The 16,342-nt window shown below is 39.5% G+C and carries 14 protein-coding genes; 5 read left to right on the forward strand and 9 right to left on the reverse strand.

Annotation, left to right across the window (positions count from 1 at the left end; all coding sequences use genetic code 11):
- Window positions 1–170: 170 nt before the first annotated feature.
- Window positions 171–581, reverse strand: a complete 411-nt coding sequence (locus R2Q94_RS18795; protein ID WP_316823023.1) for an OsmC family protein — start codon at window positions 579–581, stop codon at window positions 171–173.
- 183 nt (window positions 582–764) lie between these two features.
- Between R2Q94_RS18795 and R2Q94_RS18800 the strand changes: the two genes are divergently transcribed.
- A complete protein-coding gene (locus tag R2Q94_RS18800; protein ID WP_316823024.1) occupies window positions 765–1,286 on the forward strand; it encodes a GNAT family N-acetyltransferase in 522 nt (173 codons plus the stop codon).
- A 15-nt stretch (window positions 1,287–1,301) separates the two neighbouring features.
- On the opposite strand, the gene R2Q94_RS18805 is transcribed toward R2Q94_RS18800, so the two are convergent.
- Together R2Q94_RS18805 and R2Q94_RS18810 are read right to left on the reverse strand one after the other, a co-directional pair.
- Complete coding sequence (locus tag R2Q94_RS18805; protein WP_316823025.1) at window positions 1,302–3,743, reverse strand: AsmA family protein; 2,442 nt, start codon at window positions 3,741–3,743, stop codon at window positions 1,302–1,304.
- A gap of 144 nt (window positions 3,744–3,887) precedes the next feature.
- Window positions 3,888–4,934: an NAD(P)-dependent alcohol dehydrogenase gene (locus R2Q94_RS18810; protein ID WP_316823026.1), complete on the reverse strand. Its 1,047-nt coding sequence runs from the start codon at window positions 4,932–4,934 to the stop codon at window positions 3,888–3,890.
- A 337-nt stretch (window positions 4,935–5,271) separates the two neighbouring features.
- Here R2Q94_RS18810 and R2Q94_RS18815 point away from each other — a divergent pair, with 337 nt between their 5' ends.
- Window positions 5,272–6,930: a DUF3472 domain-containing protein gene (locus R2Q94_RS18815; protein ID WP_316823027.1), complete on the forward strand. Its 1,659-nt coding sequence runs from the start codon at window positions 5,272–5,274 to the stop codon at window positions 6,928–6,930.
- A gap of 84 nt (window positions 6,931–7,014) precedes the next feature.
- Here the strand turns inward: R2Q94_RS18815 and R2Q94_RS18820 are convergent, their stop codons facing one another.
- Complete coding sequence (locus R2Q94_RS18820; protein ID WP_316823028.1) at window positions 7,015–8,520, reverse strand: malate:quinone oxidoreductase; 1,506 nt, start codon at window positions 8,518–8,520, stop codon at window positions 7,015–7,017.
- A 429-nt stretch (window positions 8,521–8,949) separates the two neighbouring features.
- On the opposite strand from R2Q94_RS18820, the gene R2Q94_RS18825 reads away from it, so the two are divergent.
- The gene (locus tag R2Q94_RS18825; RefSeq protein WP_316823029.1) at window positions 8,950–9,201 is read left to right on the forward strand and encodes a hypothetical protein; all 252 of its coding nucleotides are present in this window, start codon (window positions 8,950–8,952) and stop codon (window positions 9,199–9,201) included.
- A 53-nt stretch (window positions 9,202–9,254) separates the two neighbouring features.
- Window positions 9,255–11,117 carry a transketolase gene (locus R2Q94_RS18830; protein WP_316823030.1) on the forward strand — a complete coding sequence of 621 codons (1,863 nt, stop codon included), beginning with the start codon at window positions 9,255–9,257 and terminating at the stop codon, window positions 11,115–11,117.
- A 75-nt stretch (window positions 11,118–11,192) separates the two neighbouring features.
- On the opposite strand, the gene R2Q94_RS18835 is transcribed toward R2Q94_RS18830, so the two are convergent.
- The 4 genes from R2Q94_RS18835 to R2Q94_RS18850 form a co-directional block, all read right to left on the reverse strand.
- The gene (locus tag R2Q94_RS18835; protein WP_316823031.1) at window positions 11,193–12,062 is read right to left on the reverse strand and encodes a DUF808 domain-containing protein; all 870 of its coding nucleotides are present in this window, start codon (window positions 12,060–12,062) and stop codon (window positions 11,193–11,195) included.
- A 97-nt stretch (window positions 12,063–12,159) separates the two neighbouring features.
- The gene (locus tag R2Q94_RS18840) at window positions 12,160–13,278 is read right to left on the reverse strand and encodes an AAA family ATPase (protein ID WP_316823032.1); all 1,119 of its coding nucleotides are present in this window, start codon (window positions 13,276–13,278) and stop codon (window positions 12,160–12,162) included.
- A complete protein-coding gene (locus R2Q94_RS18845; protein ID WP_316823033.1) occupies window positions 13,250–13,957 on the reverse strand; it encodes an RNA ligase family protein in 708 nt (235 codons plus the stop codon). Before R2Q94_RS18845 ends, R2Q94_RS18840 begins: the two co-directional genes overlap by 29 nt.
- A gap of 142 nt (window positions 13,958–14,099) precedes the next feature.
- Entirely contained in the window at window positions 14,100–14,462 is a 363-nt protein-coding gene (locus R2Q94_RS18850; protein WP_316823034.1) for a DUF2200 domain-containing protein, read from the reverse strand.
- A 222-nt stretch (window positions 14,463–14,684) separates the two neighbouring features.
- On the opposite strand from R2Q94_RS18850, the gene R2Q94_RS18855 reads away from it, so the two are divergent.
- Complete coding sequence (locus tag R2Q94_RS18855; RefSeq protein WP_316823035.1) at window positions 14,685–15,332, forward strand: Pr6Pr family membrane protein; 648 nt, start codon at window positions 14,685–14,687, stop codon at window positions 15,330–15,332.
- A gap of 40 nt (window positions 15,333–15,372) precedes the next feature.
- Here the strand turns inward: R2Q94_RS18855 and R2Q94_RS18860 are convergent, their stop codons facing one another.
- Window positions 15,373–15,792 (reverse strand): putative quinol monooxygenase, encoded by a 420-nt coding sequence (locus tag R2Q94_RS18860; protein WP_316823036.1) that lies wholly within the window; start codon window positions 15,790–15,792, stop codon window positions 15,373–15,375.
- Between the last annotated feature and the right edge of the window lie 550 nt (window positions 15,793–16,342).

Raw genomic sequence — 16,342 nt, forward strand, 5'->3', positions numbered from 1 at the left:
TTTTACCTTATTTTTCTCATCAATTCCTTTATTTTCAATTGGTTTAAGCAGTTCCATCGTTTTTATTCCGATATACCGGAATAAAACAAATTAAAAAAGATAAAACTATCAAATTGAAACATTCAGAATCGACAGTTTTATCCTATAGTTATTAAAAGATATTAATTTACTTACACCAGACTCGCATCTAAAGTGATTTCCATCGCAAAGGCCTTACTCACCGGACAATTTACTTTTGCTCCTTTAGTGATTTCCTGAAACAGCTCTTCTGTAATCCCCGGAACTTTTGCTTTTAACACCAAATGAGAACTGCTGATCACTCCGTTGTCTAAAGAAATCGTGGCTTTGGTTTCCAGATTATCCGGGGTGAAACCCGCCTCAGTCAAATCCAGACTCAACTTCATGGTAAAACAGCCAGCATGGGCAGCAGCCAGAAGTTCCTCAGGATTGGTTCCAATCCCATCGGCAAATCTGCTGTTAAAGGAATATTGGGTCTGATCCAATACTTTACTATCCGTACTCAGGTGTCCTGCACCTTCTTTGATGTTGCCATTCCAAACAGCTGTTGCATTACGTTTCATAATTTAAATTTTACAAGATTCAAAAATTGATTGAGCTAACCGTTTTATCTCTATTCATAAATTTACCAATTTATTCCGTTTTTATTTGTCATCATTCAAACTGTGATCATTAAATAAATTGATTCTGTATCCATTCTGTTTAGCATAAAATTGCGACTTTTACTTTAATTCAATTTAAGCATAATGTTAAAAGACTTTACCATACTACCTTCTGAGCCAAAAGATATAGCGCGCATTTTTGAACTTTATGATGATGCTATTGCCTATCAAAAGACAGTATTTAAAAAACATTGGCAGGGATTTGAACGTCAGTTAATTGAAAGAGAAATTCAGGAAAGCAGACAATGGAAGATCCTCATTGATGGACAAACCGCCTGTATTTTTGCGATTGATTTCAATGACCCACTCATCTGGAAGGAGAAAGACAAAGATCCCGCTGTTTATATTCACCGAATTGTGACCAATCCTGCTTTCAGAGGCCATCATTTTGTGAACATCATCATAGATTGGGCTAAAGATTATGGTACTCAAAAAGAAAAGAAATACATCAGATTAGACACCTGGGGTGACAATCCAAAACTGATCGCTTATTATGAGCGATGTGGATTCGACTATCTTGGGAATGTGGTTCCTGAAGCCTCCGATATTTTACCTAAGCACTATGAGAACATCATTCTGGCATTGTTTGAAATCGAAATAGATTAAACAAGAATCAAGTATTTATTTTCCCTTATTCCTATTCTTATTGAGCTTAATTTTGATTTTACCATCCTCCCCATCGGTGGCCAGTAAATGGAGGACAATCCCTTTCATTCTACGTGCCTCTTTTTCTTTTTTATCCGTAATATCCGCATCTTTTTTAGGGTTCCTCAAAGGTACATCAACGGCAATATTCGTTCCTTTCGACATCGAATAAACGCCGGAAATGTCCATATTTAGAAGACTGGTATTCACCTGCATTGGCGCAATGGTAATCAATGGACCTCTCACATCAAATTTCCCGTTCAGGTTGCTAAAAGTGATGTTGTCCAGATCTCTGAAAGGGAAAGCAAATTTCCCAACACTTTTGACTGGTTCAAATTTTAGCAATGCACCTTGTTTTAAATCAAAGTCGATATTACCATCTAAGGAATTCGTAACCAATTTTCCCTGATCGGTGATTAAGCCTCCTATCGTTGATTTAGAGAAAAGATAGCCCTTCAAATTCTTAGAGGTCAGTGTGGTCATACCGAAATTATCAAAAGAATAAAAGAAGTTTTTAATGTCCACATTGTTCAAAATGGTATTCACCAAAAAACGATTCATATTTCCTTTTTGGACGATATTTCCGTTAACTTTCATTGAACCGCCACCATGTTTCACACTAATGTTTTTCATGCCGATACCTGCCTCAGAAAGGAACAAATCGGCCATGACATCCGTACCGACAAACTTATTATAATATACTTTTGCTACTCTCAGGTGCATATCTACCTTGCTCTTTTCAAACAAGTCGTTAACATCTTCAGAAAGGCTGGTATTTTTACCCGTTTTTCTTGTAGCCCTGGCCGGCTTTCTGGTCCCCAGAAAACCTAAAAATTCTGCTAAATGTAACTGCGGACTTCTGATCTGCCAGTTCAGTAATATTTTCTCAGGATCATTATAATATAAATTCAGAAAATTACGAATCCGGCCATCCATCGTAACAATACTCTTTCCGCTCTGCAAACGAATATTCTTGATAAAAAGATCATCCGTAGTGAAGTTTAAAGAAACCGCAGTATTGGTAAAATTCAATTTTCTTGGCACATAGCTCACATCTGCGTTCACTACATCTATCAAGCCCGTAACGAATGGTTTGTGTAATTTAAAATCAACAATATCTGCTTTATAAGCCAGTTTCACCGTAGCAGTTCCCTTCCCAAATTTCAAGGTTTCCGTGCCAATGGCCTTGTTCAATTTCGCAACACTGAATTTTGATTTGAAAACGCCAGTGGCAATAGGTTTCTCGAGATTAAGGATCATCACTGTGTCAATTGAAAAAGGCATTTCTGTATAGGCTCCTTTAAACTGGTACAACTTTATCGCTGAGTTTGCATCCGTAAAACCCTTCCCATTTTCATAATTATTAGTAAAAACCCCTTTAAAATTACAGCTATCAATCAAGGCTCCAGGGGTTTTCAACACATTGTCTTTTACCAATGCAGTTACGTTAATTTCCGGATCTCCACCTGGCCCCATATTCCCATTTAAAGTGCAACTCGCATCTATGGGAGTTTTCAAATCAAACATCAATAATTTCTCTGTAATATTGGGCGCTAGAAGATTTGCCGCATCTTTCCATAAGATAGAGGGTGCTTTAATGTCTATCGTAAAATCAGTGTTCTCTTTTGAAGTATCAAATTTAGCCCCGATGACAAAAGGATCTTTTCCAATTTTCAATTGATTAGGAGCCACCAGGATTATTCCCGTATCTTCATTGTAATTGATCTTAAAAGGCCCCTCTAATACCTGATCTTTAATAAAGCTACCTCTTCTGGTGTTAAAAGCCATGCTTTTCGCCAGTGTCTTTAATTTCAACTGAGCATCCCATCCCGACAAGGAGTAGTCCATCTTTCCTTCCAGATCATCTACCACAAAATGAAACAACTTATTTCCCTTTCTATTGTCGACTCTGAAATCCACATTATTCAGGCTGAATAGTTTCAACTGTGCATCTGTACTGCCCTGATCAGACTGTGGCTTTTTCTTATCCTTTTTCTTGAAAACAGCAGTGTTGCTATAACCAGTAGTATCCGTGAACAAGTCAACTTTAGCATTGTTGATCCCTATCTTTTTGATCTCAATAGTGCCCCTCAAGAGGGCCATGGTATTTACCGATACATCTAAATCTTTTGCATCCAGTAAAGTATGTTGATGACGAGTCCAGAGACTATCTTTGATCACCACATTTCTAAGACTAATAGATACCCTGGGAAATCCTTTAAAAAAGGTAGTCTCCATACTCCCAATACTGAGCGAACCACTCAGATTTTGATTCAACTTTTCTGTAATTGTGGCCAGTAAAGTTTTTTTATTTGCATTGACATACAAACCGAGCCCTATAAAAATAAGCGCTATAAAAGCGATTAAACCAACAAATATTCTGAGTGCAATTCTAGACCAGCGAGGCATTTTTTCCATGTGTAAAAAGCTAACGTTTTTAACTATCAAATTGTTTGCGGTGAACTGGCTTGAAAGACAATTACCTCAATTTATAAAAAAACACCCTTAAAACAAAAAAACCGATAAGCATATGCCTACCGGGTCAGAATTCTAAAAAAATCTTTAATCTATGGAAGCCATGTCAATGACAAAACGGTATCTGACGTCACCTGCTAAGGTACGTTCATAGGCTTCATTAATCTGATCCATTCTGATCATTTCTACATCAGAAGTGATGCCATGTTCCGCACAGTAATCCAACATCTCCTGAGTTTCCTTTATTCCACCTACCAAAGATCCCACCAGGCTACGGCGGCCAAAAATCAACTGTACCGCGTGTACATCAGATGGTGTTGGCGGAACGCCCAACAAAACCATAACCCCATTGGTACGCAATAAAGCTAAGTATTGGTTATAATCATGTTCTGCAGAAACTGTGTCAATAATGAAATCAAAAGTATTGGCCAAACCTTTCATCGTTTCTGCATTTGTGGTTAAAGCAAAATGGTGTGCCCCCAACTCGTCGGCATCTTTCGCTTTTCCTGGAGAACGACTCAACATCGTCACCTCTGCACCCATAGAAGCCGCAAGTTTCACAGCCATATGACCTAAACCACCTAAACCTACCACCGCAAGTTTATCGCCCTTCTTCACCCCCCAATGTTTCAAAGGAGAATAAGTAGTGATTCCCGCACAGAGCAATGGCGCTACTTTTTCTAAAGGTAATTTATCAGAAACGCTCAACACGAAACCTTGAGTTACCACAATATGCGTAGAATAGCCACCATAAGTAATCGTTTTCTTGTCCTGTTCAAAGGAATTATAGGTCTGTGAGTGGCCATTTTCGCAATACTGTTCCTGATGGTCTTTGCAGTTATGACAATGTCCGCAAGAGTCTACAAAACAACCTACACCTACGGTATCTCCTACTTTAAATTTACTAACGTTAGCCCCTACGCGGCTTACTTTTCCGACGATCTCATGCCCCGGAACTACAGGATACATTGTACCTCCCCACTCATTCCTTGCGGTATGAATGTCTGAATGACATACTCCTGAGTATAAAATCTTAATCTCCACATCATCTGCACCCGGCTCCCGACGAGTCAACTGATAAGGTTCCAATGGTTTATCTGCTTTATGAGCTGCGTACGCTTTTACTGAAGTCATATCTTTTGTGATTAGTTTTCTTTATAAATACCGAAACTAATGAAAATGTTTTGACTAAAAACTATAGGTACTTGTATTCTTTCTCAACTATTACACAAACGTTTGCATAGGCTGTTAAAAAGATAAATGGCAAAAAAACCTTTTAAAATTCTCAATTAACAATAGAAAGCAAAATAACATCCTCAGACAGGGCTTAGAAAAACGAATATCTTTTCCTACAATCCTTATTCAGATCACACCAGCCTACACAACCGTTTGCGCAACACTAAACCAACTGACTATCAATCCTTCTCCTGAACTTATATGATAATTAAATCTATTCCTAAACCCAATCATTATGAAATTAACCAATCTCTATTTCAGGCCGGTTTTACTGCTGCTGTTCCTATTTACCTATCTGAGCTCCTGTCAAAAGTCCATTCTTGCAGAAAACATGGAAAAGCAGCAGCGGGAACTGAACAGCAGTTTAGCCCTCGCTGGTACCGAAAATGCAGCACCATCACAACACATTTTCTTTTCTTTTCCTTCGGATGCCATTGCAAAAATTCACAAGATTAAGATTACCCAATCGGCCAATGCAGAATATTTCTCTGTTCACAATTACTCAGGGGGTTACAATGGATTTCAACAAACCCCAGACAATTCTTTTGGCACACCAAACATCCTGATTGCCTCACATTGGGATCCTAATACCGCAGGCGGTGTGTTCTCCAGAGTAGCCTACACCGCAACAAATACCATCAGCGGCAGATTCGGTGGTGAAGGTGATGGTTACAAAACCATTAATCCATATCAATGGGCCCTCAATACCTGGTACAACATTGCCATCAGGTCTTGGAAGCTCAATGGAGAGCTGTTTATCGGCACATTCGTTCAAAACATGAGTACCGGCATCTGGTTTCATACTTCTACCCTCGCCATTCCGGAGCGAACAACCTTTTTAGGCGCTGGAAATGATTCCTTTCTCGAAAACTGGACAGGTGGCAACCCGGCCTATGATGGCAGTTTCATCAGGAAAGCCTTTTTCAAAGACTGCTGGAACCTAAGTACCAGCAACGTATGGCAAAAACATACCAGCAGAAGTTTTAGCGCCAATTCTGGTGATGAAGGTAGAAATGGCATTTACGATCGTGCTTTTAACTCCGGATATGATGCAACAGAAGATGCCTATTTTATGGAACATGGCGGCAGCATACAACCCAATGCCGCTTTTGGTTCAGGCCGAACATTAGCCCTTCCAGCACAAACCAATCAGGGAACTGCACCAGTCATTACTGTTGGAGAAACCCAATCTGTAGCTGCTGTTTATTCAGGAAATACCATTTACATCAGCTGGACCAACAATAGCATAAAAACCCCTCAGTTCTCTTCAAAAGTAGAATTGATCGACCCTGCTGGAACAGTGATCAATACAATTGATGAAGTCCTTCCTCAAAAAAGATCTGCCAGCTTCAGCAATGTAACCTTGGGAAGTGGTACCTATACCGCCAGGGTAACCATTACCGATATCTTTAACCAGGTAGCTCCTGCAATCAGCTCCACACTGATTCCTGGAGATCCGCCTGTAACCTGGTATAGACTGAAAAATGTATCCAGTGGACTATACTTGTCCGTTGAAGGAAGCAGCACGGCAAATAGCGCCTATATTGTACAATCAATCAGTAGTGCCGGAGCAGAACAAAAATGGAAATTAAGCACACAAAATGGAGCCACAGTACTGATCAACAGCAACAGCAATAAAGCCATAGACATTTCCGGAGGAACTCAAACCATAGGTGCTAATGTGATCCAATATACCGTAAGCAATGCCATCAACCAGCAATGGAACCTGGTCTCTGTGGGCACAAATAAATATGTCATTCAGAGTAATATGTCTAATCATTATATTCTAGACAATCCTGGCAGTAGTAGCACAAATGGTCAAAGGCTTGTCCTATACTCCATGAATGGAACTACAGGCACTGCCAATCAACAATGGATATTAGAAGCGCAATAATCCATTGATTTTATGTAGCATAAAAAAGGGCTTTTAGTTTCTACACTAAAAGCCCCTTCTATGCTATATATGATCTTTAAAAACTTATTCCGCTTCGCGTAAGTTTAATGTTTTCGTCGTATTCGATCTGATATCTGCTGTCATTTTCATGTTCTTGCTTAAAGCATGACCATAAGAAGGAATCATCGCAGTCATTTTTTTCTGCCAATCTTTACTTTTCAGCTGTTCGCCGAAGCAACGCTCCATTAAAGTAATCATGATAGAAACAGCGGTAGAGGCACCAGGAGAAGCTCCCAATAAAGCCGCGATAGAACCATCAGCAGCAGTCACCACTTCCGTTCCAAATTCTAAAATACCACCATGCTCTTCGTCTTTCTTGATCACCTGTACACGCTGACCAGCAGTTTCCAGTTCCCAATCTTCCATTTTAGCGGTAGGCAGGTATTCTCTTAAAGCGGTCATACGATCTTCCGGAGACTGACGTACCTGATTGATTAAATATTTTGTCAATGGTAAATTATCCAGACCAGCAGAAATCATCGGACGGATGTTATTCACTTTAATCGACATAGGAAGGTCCATTAAAGAACCATTTTTCAGGAATCTTGTTGAAAATCCAGCATAAGGACCAAAAAGTAATGCTTTTTTACCGTCGATCATTCTGGTATCCAGGTGTGGTACCGACATTGGAGGGGCACCAACCGAAGCCTTACCATAAACTTTAGCTTCATGGCTCGCAATGACATCCGGATTGATACATTTCAACCATTGTCCACTTACCGGGAAGCCACCAAAGCCTTTACCTTCAGGAATTCCGGATTTCTCCAATAATGGCATCGAGCCACCACCAGCACCAATGAAAACAAATTTAGCTTTCACCACACGCTTATCTCCTGTAGCCAGGTTTTTCACTTTCAGTTCCCAAAGCCCATCTTTTTGCTTTAGTTTTTTGACATCATGAGAGAAATGCATGGTCACACCATCCATTTTCTGAAGGGTATTGAACATCATTCTGGTTAAAGCACCAAAATTCACATCTGTTCCCATCGTCATTCTTGTCGCAGCTACCTTCTCATTTGGATCACGTTGATCCATCACCAAAGGCATCCATTTCTTCAATTGTTCCGGATCTTCAGAATATTTCATCCCTTCGAAAAGGAGATTCTCCTGAAGTCGGTCAAAACGTTCCTTTAGAAAAGCAACATTCTTCTCTCCCCACACAAAACTTACGTGAGGAATACTCTTAATAAAAGTTTCGGGCGATCCTACAAGGTTATGGTTAACCAGGAAAGACCAAAACTGCTTGGATACTTCAAAAGATTCTGCAATTTCAATCGCTTTTGCAGTCTTTACTGAACCATCTGCTAATTGTGGCGTATAATTTAGCTCACAAAATGCAGAATGCCCTGTCCCGGCGTTATTCCAGGCATCAGAACTCTCTGCTGCAGCCACGTCCAGTCTTTCAAAAATTTCTATGGTGATATCCGGCTGCAATTCTTTGAGTAATACACCTAGCGTAGCGCTCATTATCCCTGCTCCAATCAATACAACATCCGCAGTTTTTTCCGAATTACTATTCTTACGAGTCATTTATTTGAATTTTTATGCAAAAATACAATACCTTATCAAATAAACCCTCAAAAAACAAGATGTTTTACGAATTATTTCTGTTAATTCTGAAAATTCCAAAAAAGGCTGGTAAAAAATCAGGCCAACATCAGCTGTATATTCTCAAAATTCTGTAATATTTTCATTTATTCTAATAAAATTACCTCTATTGACAGCCCACTTTCCTTTGATCTGGTATAATTCACACAAAGAAAAGTCAGAATATCAATCATTTAGCAATTCATTTGTTTGTCATTTTTATATGACTCGCCAAATATAATTTGGATCAGCGTGTTTTCATCATTTATTGACCAGGCCCCTGAATTGAACTAAGCAGCTTAGCACAAACCATTTACTATCCGGAATGTTATCTTTTATACTTATTGAGCGCTCCACATAAAAAATTTCATTATGAAAAATCGCAGCACGCCAAAACCGGGTTCGGCAGACTATAATGCCGAAAAGCCAGAACATCTTAATGTTCCACAATTTCATAGCAGCACAGACCGTAGGGCTGCTCATGAATTACCTGCTACTGAAAACCTGAATGATCAGGCAGATGAGAATGAAAACAACATCTCCCAGCAAAATTTACCACATACCGATCTGGGCAATCCCAGAAATGAGAATGAAAAACAACGGGAAAGGATCATCACTCCCTAAAAAAGTAATCGTCCTCATCGATACTGTTCATGGTAAGACCAATTGATAAGAAAATGGAAAAATATAAGGAATTACAACAAAAGGCAAAGCTCATTCGTAAATGGTGTTTACGCTCCACTACCACTGCAGGATCCGGGCACCCTACCTCCTGTTTATCTGCTGCCGACCTTGGTGCTGTCCTTTTTGACCGGTACTTTAGCTATAATCTGGAAGAAGCCCTCAACCTACATAACGACCGCTTTGTACTCTCTAAAGGACATGCTGCTCCCTTATTATATGCCTTATTCGGCATGGCAGGCGCCTATCCTTTAGAAGAAACCTTAAGATTACGAAAATTCGACAGTCGTTTTGAAGGACACCCTACCCCGAAATTCGTTTATGCGGAAGCAGCAACAGGCTCTTTGGGCCAGGGACTTTCAGTTGGTGCCGGGCTTGCGTTATTGGCAAAAAGAGAAAAAATCGACAACAAAACTTTCATTCTATTGGGAGATGGCGAACTGGCTGAGGGACAAGTATGGGAAGCTGCAAATTTCTGCGGTTACCACCACCTGGATAACCTGATCGCTATTGCGGATATCAACAGACTGGCACAAAGTGGGCCCACCATGTTTGGCCATGATCTAGAGAAATATGCAGCGCGTTTTCGGGCATTCGGCTTTGAGGTCATAGAAATCAATGGTCATGACCTAAAAGCAATAGACAACGCTTTCCATCAGGCGATGAATTCTGAACAGGGCAAACCCATCGCCATTATTGCCGAAACCATTAAAGGGAAAGGCATCTCCTTTCTGGAAGACAAAGAAGGTTGGCATGGAAAAGCACTTGATGAAGATCAACTCAAAAAAGCATTAACAGAATTAGGACCGACCGAGGATCAATTGCATTTTGATTTAAAACAGCCCAATTCTATATTATTACCGCAACATCACACTAAAAACTCCAGTACCAACCTACCTTTTAACAAGGATCAGGAATATGCAACACGGGAAGTTTTTGGCCAGGCCATCTCCGAATTGGGTAAAGAAAATAACGATATCTATGTATTAGATGCCGATGTTAAGAATTCAACATTCTCATTAGACTTTTTAAAGGCAATTCCTGAACACTTCATTGAATGCTTTATTGCTGAGCAAAATATGGTTTCTGTAGCTGCTGGTTTATCCAGATTAGGTAAAATACCCGTAGTAGCCACCTTCGCTGCATTTCTAACCAGAGCTGCTGATCAAATCCGGATGGCCAGAGTCTCTGAAGCAAACATCAAATTTGTGGGTTCGCATGTGGGCGTTGCAATTGGCGAAGACGGACCTTCACAAATGGGTTTGGAAGACATTGCTATGTTTGGAACATTGCCGGACACCATTATTTTTCAGCCTTCAGATGCTGTGTCTACAGCAAAATTAACCGCAAAGATGATTGATCATCCTGGAATGGTTTACCTGCGTACCTTAAGATCTAAAACACCCCTTTTATACGATGAGAAGGAATCATTTGAAGTAGGAGGATCAAAAGTATTACGATCCTCTGCAGACGATCAACTGACCATTGCCTCATCAGGCATTACAGTTTTTGAAGCGCTGAAAGCTGCAGATTTATTAAAGAAAGAGGGAATCAACGTCAGAATACTGGACTGTTATTGCATCAGCCCTATCGATCAATCCAGCCTAAAAAAATGTATAATTGAAACTCAATACCCTATCCTGATCACAGTTGAAGATCATTTTGCGCATGGTGGGATGGGCGACTTTGCCATTTCCGCCCTAAGTTCATCTGAGCGAATATTACAAGTCAGGAAAATGGCCGTCTCACACATTTCGCGTTCCGGAAAAATGGAGGAATTATTAGAAGATGCCGGGATTAGCGCTTCCGCAATTGCGAAGATGGTACGGTCCTTAATTGCCGTTCCTATACTCCCATAGTTAGGAAATGATGGTTAATCCTTCTTTACTACCATTTGCTCCTCAGCCCTTGAAAGGAGCAAATGGTTGTATTCTCTACGATCGTTTAAACGCAGAAATTACTTTTTTCACAAAAGTGAGTACGCCAACCACCAACAATCCTACTACAAATCCAATCAATGCTTCTTTCAGCATTGCTGGCATATTTGGCCATAAATGATGTAAAAATTCAATATTATGAACAAAGATCCCACCAGAAACTAGAATCAATGCAATGGTTCCTACCACACCCAGAACCCTGATGATCACCGGTAAGGACTTCACAAGTAAAGTTCCGATGCTTGCCAATATTCCTTTTTCCTTAGAATGTTTGATCAATTTGTAACCCATATCATCCATTCTCACAATCATTGCCACAATACCATAAACACCGATTGTCGCAATTAATGCAACAACTGAAACGGTTAGAATCTGTATCGGCAAGGTTTCTGTCAACACTGTTCCAAGCGCAATGATTACAATCTCTACAGAAAGAATAAAATCGGTTGTTACTGCAGATTTGATCTTTGCCTTTTCTGCCTCATTGCCATCCTGCTGAACCTCTGCTACTACTTCATGGCTTTCTTTTGACCTGTGAAATAAATACTCAACTATTTTTTCTACTCCTTCATAAGCCAAATAAAATCCGCCTAAAACCAGAGCAATTTTAATTGCAATCGGGAAAAACACATTCAGTATTAAAGCAATAGGAACAATAATGATCTTATTGATTAATGATCCTTTGGTAATCGCCCAAAGCACGGGTAATTCACGTGAGGAAAGGAAACCGGTGGCCTTTTCAGCGTTCACCGCCAAATCATCCCCCAGAATCCCCGCAGTTTTTTTCGTTGCTACTTTAGCCGCAATGGAAACATCATCCATTAACGCAGCTATATCATCCAAAATCGCAAAAATCCCTGAGGCCATATATATTTATTTAATTTGACCGCAAATTAGAAATAGGATTTTGAATTTTAACTAAACTATCCGCATTAATTTATTAAAATAATGCGGATAGCAGGTTCTAAAGATAATAATCTACCTGATGTGCCTCCCATAATGCAGGTACTTCCAACTTACGAACCAGTTTATTTAAAACTGCAGTCGGTACAACTGCATCTCTGTTTTTATTCTGCCCTTGTACCTGCTGATAGGGCACTTCTATATATACGATCCTGGTTTTCGCTTTATAGGTACTAAACAGATCAATCAGCTGACTGCGCATCTGACTGGTCGTATTGGTGGCATTCCAAACAAAGGATTGCTGCTTCCTTAAATAAACCCTTGCTTGTTCTTTTGCCTGCTGAATCACCCTTCCATTACCTGCCTTATCCGTTGGCGCAACTCCTATTTCCAGACGGATCCGATCTAATGAAATGATCGGCCAATCTTCATAATTCGTTTTAATGTGTCTGTCCTTTCCAGCACCTGGTAAACCACTCATCAGCACTACTTCTGCCGATGGACTTTCAAATGGAATGTAATCCAGATACGCATCCTCATGCTGCATGTAATACATTTGTGCCTGATCAGATTCAAACTGACGAGCTTTTCCCCAGCAATTATGCTCTTTGCAAAACTCTTCAAAACAGTCGATCCGATACAACATCTCTTCCTGATCTGCACAAACTCTGCCCTTCATATCTGCTCTTGCCAATAAAGCTAACCATTGCAGATTTACCTCCATACTGGCTTTGACCAATGCTTTTAACGGATCTGGTTTTTCGAACAACCAGATGGGTAAACCATGATACTTTACCAGCCCTACAATTTGCTCACGGATTTCAAATGGTGCAGGCTCATGTAAGTAGAGTAAAGTCCTGGCAAACTGAGCGCCCTTACGCGCATGTCCTTTTGAGGTAATACTCCCATCAGATTCCATTACAGTAGTGCTGTATTTTTCCACATCATGCAGTAAAGCCGATGCCCATAAAATCTCCTGATCCTGAGCAGATAACTGCTTAAAATCCTGTTCATTTTGTAAGGCCCGGATCACCATTTGTGTATGCACAGCTACATTTCCTTCTGCATGATAACGAGGATCCTGCTCTACCTCCTGCATTCTATTTATCCATTCAAAATGCTGCTCCAGCACTTCCCAATTTTTATTTTCGCTAAAGGTCCACATACTTACCTCTTTCATTGATTAATGAGGCCCGTTTCCAGTTTCGGCTCCAATGTTCATCCGTTTTAACGTGGCCTTTACGTACATATTTAAATACATTTTCTGCGAAAGCATTTACCGGATAGCCATCCGCATTCCTGCTCACAATTCCCTCCATTGTGGTTTGTTTATGATCATTTACATCATAAGGATCAAAAGCACCAGCACCATTAACGAGTTCGAGCATTTCTCTTTCGAATTGCTGCTGATTTTGGGCTTGCTGTTCTATTTTAACGACCGGAACCATTGGTAAATCCAACAATTGTGCATAAAACTGACTCTCTTCCCAGCTCAGCCAGCGGTCATTTTCCCGAATACCAAACACATAAAAATGTTGTTCGAGTCGACGATACTCAATAGAGTGAACCGCATACAGATTCTCCAGGAAGATTTCCAAATCTCCGAGATCATGTCTAATCAATTGCCAAAAGCGCCTCAGACTTTCTGTCCACGGTGATACCGTAGGCGCCGCATGAGAACGGGCAAATACACCCAATCTGGACAGGCAATTGTTTTCTCCATCCAGTTTCTCAGTATGTATCAATGTCGGGATTTGTTGAATATGCTGCCAATAATCCTGCTGTATCCTGTCATCACTAGTCGTCCCTTGCGAAAACGGATAATGATAAGTACGACCATATTTTTGTGAAATAGCCATATTGTAATAAGTAAAGTAAAAAATAAAAAGTAATTACTCCCTTCCCGGGCGGGAAAGGTCATTTAACATGATATATGAAAATGATATTACATGACTCAAGGCTCAAATAGATTGATAATACTACAAAGGTAGAAAACTTAATCTATTTTCTTAGAATCTTCTCCATCGCCTTACCTTTCGCCAATTCATCTATCAGCTTGTCCAGATAACGGATCTTTTGCATCAGCTCCTCTTCGATTTCTTCTACACGATACCCACAGATCACACCAGTAATTTTTGAAACATTTGGATGGATTTGCGGTGCCTGGGCAAAAAAGTCTTCAAAATTTGTTTTGTGTTCAAGGTGCCATTGAAAACGTTCCTGATCATAACCCGTCAACCAAAATATAATTTCATCCACTTCTTCTTTAGTACGCCCCTTTTTCTCTGCTTTTTGAATGTAATGGGGATAAACTCCGGCAAAAGACATTTTATAAACTCTTTGGATATTTTTCTCTGTAGACATGGGCTGCAAATTAGGAATTAAGATCCGACAAAATTAGCTCCTTTTGCACATTTAATTAAAAGAATGGCTGACTTTCCATAATTTATTGTTCCTACAGTTTAGAACCTGAATTCATGCCTGGATAAAGTCGAACTTATTTTGCTAAATTCACTACAGTTGGTAAATGAAACATCAGATCATCCAAAAGCTACCTAAATTACGACTGAAATAAACAACAATACAATGATTACAGGAAATAAAGGTACGACCCATAAGATACTTTTGCTGACAGGCTGTGTAAGCGGATGGTTCGCATTAATTACACAATTCTACCTCATCATCCTTAACAATGACATACCAGTTATTGAAGCTATATCCAGGTATTTCAGTTACTTCACTATTCTAACCAACATCATGGTGGCATTGTGCTTTACTATATTGTTTTTCGACATCAATAAAAAAGAGAACTTTTTCAGCCTGAAATCCAGAACCTTAACCGCAGTAACCCTATACATTTTTGTAGTTGGCCTGGTTTATAATCTGATATTGCGTTTTACCTGGCAACCACAAGGATTACAGCGAATTGTAGATGAATTACTCCATTTATTTATCCCTGTTTTATTCCTGATTTACTGGTTGGTCTTTGATCCTAAAACTGGCCTGAAATGGTCATATGCGATTTCCTGGCTGATCTATCCTTTCGCTTACCTGGTGTTTATATTGGTCAGAGGAAGCTTTTCCGGCTTCTATCCATATCCATTTGTGGATGTACTTACCCTGGGTTACCACAAAGTGATGATGAACAGTTTTTACCTGTTGATCTTATTTCTGGCCTTGTCCCTTTTACTGATTTGGATTGGCAAAAAATTAGTGAAGAGAGATCAGCATTAATCTATTATGCATGAATTTAGCCCAAAATCTATTTGATTTATTATTTCTGCATCTTTTTAAAGATTAAACCCATTGTTTCCGGATCAATCGCATTCATATCTATTAATTTTAACGACTTTACCATTTTCAATGTGCTGGTTTTGTAATGTTTAAAGTGTGGGGTTTCCAAATGCGATAAATAAGCCTGCCTATCGGCGTAGATCTCGACAATCCTGATCTGATTAGGACGATCTTTTTCGGACATCGGAAAGATGGCAATAACGCCTGGCTCAACTTTTATTGAAGCCAGCGCTTCTTCCTTTAAAATTACCTGATATGCCTCCAGATATTCTGGATGGATCTCGATTTCAGACATCCTCACAAGCATCGTACCAGCCATAGTAGTTGATTTATCCTGAGCATTTACAATAGTTGCATTTAAGATTAATGTAAAAAACAGGCACTTCAAAAATTTGTTCATCTTATTAAGTTTTAGGTTATCTTAGCAGAGTCTATCTCAGACATTAAATGTGAACTAGTTGAAAGCTATCCAAAAATTCATAGAGAGCTGGTTAATTATAAGTATTGTTAGGATATAACGCTAAAAATTAAATGAATTTATAAATAAATCATTTGAATTCATAAATAGCATTGTATTACAATCATTCTGAAATCCTCCCTATTCCTTCCGTACTGAATAAATCCCATTCCCTGACATCCAATACACGAAGTCTATAGTGACTTCCTATTGAGGTTATAATTATGTGAGTATTACTCGATAGATTATTGGAGGTTGATAGGGCCTAATATAGCTTATAGCCCAATCAGCCTCTTTAATAAACCCATTAGGTTATTGAATCCTCATTAAAAAAATATAACCTCTTTTACTGATCACTATAAAGTTTTTTATTATCTTCATACAGTTCATCTCGAACGATAGTTAACTGAACACTAAACCATTAACGACGCTCATATGGCAATAGCTGTAAACGGCCCACATGGCCACTTCAAAGGAAAAGTAGGCAATCTGG

Source organism: Pedobacter gandavensis (genome assembly GCF_032678465.1).
Classification (GTDB): Bacteria; Bacteroidota; Bacteroidia; order Sphingobacteriales; family Sphingobacteriaceae; genus Pedobacter; species Pedobacter gandavensis_B.

Coding starts and splice junctions, on each gene's coding strand:
- R2Q94_RS18820 (WP_316823028.1), bottom strand. CDS start 8,520: ATGACTCGTAAGAATAGTAATTCGGAAAAAACTGCGGATGTTGTATTG.
- R2Q94_RS18815 (WP_316823027.1), top strand. CDS start 5,272: ATGAAATTAACCAATCTCTATTTCAGGCCGGTTTTACTGCTGCTGTTC.
- R2Q94_RS18840 (WP_316823032.1), bottom strand. CDS start 13,278: ATGAAAGAGGTAAGTATGTGGACCTTTAGCGAAAATAAAAATTGGGAA.
- R2Q94_RS18795 (WP_316823023.1), bottom strand. CDS start 581: ATGAAACGTAATGCAACAGCTGTTTGGAATGGCAACATCAAAGAAGGT.
- R2Q94_RS18825 (WP_316823029.1), top strand. CDS start 8,950: ATGAAAAATCGCAGCACGCCAAAACCGGGTTCGGCAGACTATAATGCC.
- R2Q94_RS18830 (WP_316823030.1), top strand. CDS start 9,255: ATGGAAAAATATAAGGAATTACAACAAAAGGCAAAGCTCATTCGTAAA.
- R2Q94_RS18810 (WP_316823026.1), bottom strand. CDS start 4,934: ATGACTTCAGTAAAAGCGTACGCAGCTCATAAAGCAGATAAACCATTG.
- R2Q94_RS18850 (WP_316823034.1), bottom strand. CDS start 14,462: ATGTCTACAGAGAAAAATATCCAAAGAGTTTATAAAATGTCTTTTGCC.
- R2Q94_RS18845 (WP_316823033.1), bottom strand. CDS start 13,957: ATGGCTATTTCACAAAAATATGGTCGTACTTATCATTATCCGTTTTCG.
- R2Q94_RS18860 (WP_316823036.1), bottom strand. CDS start 15,792: ATGAACAAATTTTTGAAGTGCCTGTTTTTTACATTAATCTTAAATGCA.
- R2Q94_RS18805 (WP_316823025.1), bottom strand. CDS start 3,743: ATGGAAAAAATGCCTCGCTGGTCTAGAATTGCACTCAGAATATTTGTT.
- R2Q94_RS18800 (WP_316823024.1), top strand. CDS start 765: ATGTTAAAAGACTTTACCATACTACCTTCTGAGCCAAAAGATATAGCG.
- R2Q94_RS18835 (WP_316823031.1), bottom strand. CDS start 12,062: ATGGCCTCAGGGATTTTTGCGATTTTGGATGATATAGCTGCGTTAATG.
- R2Q94_RS18855 (WP_316823035.1), top strand. CDS start 14,685: ATGATTACAGGAAATAAAGGTACGACCCATAAGATACTTTTGCTGACA.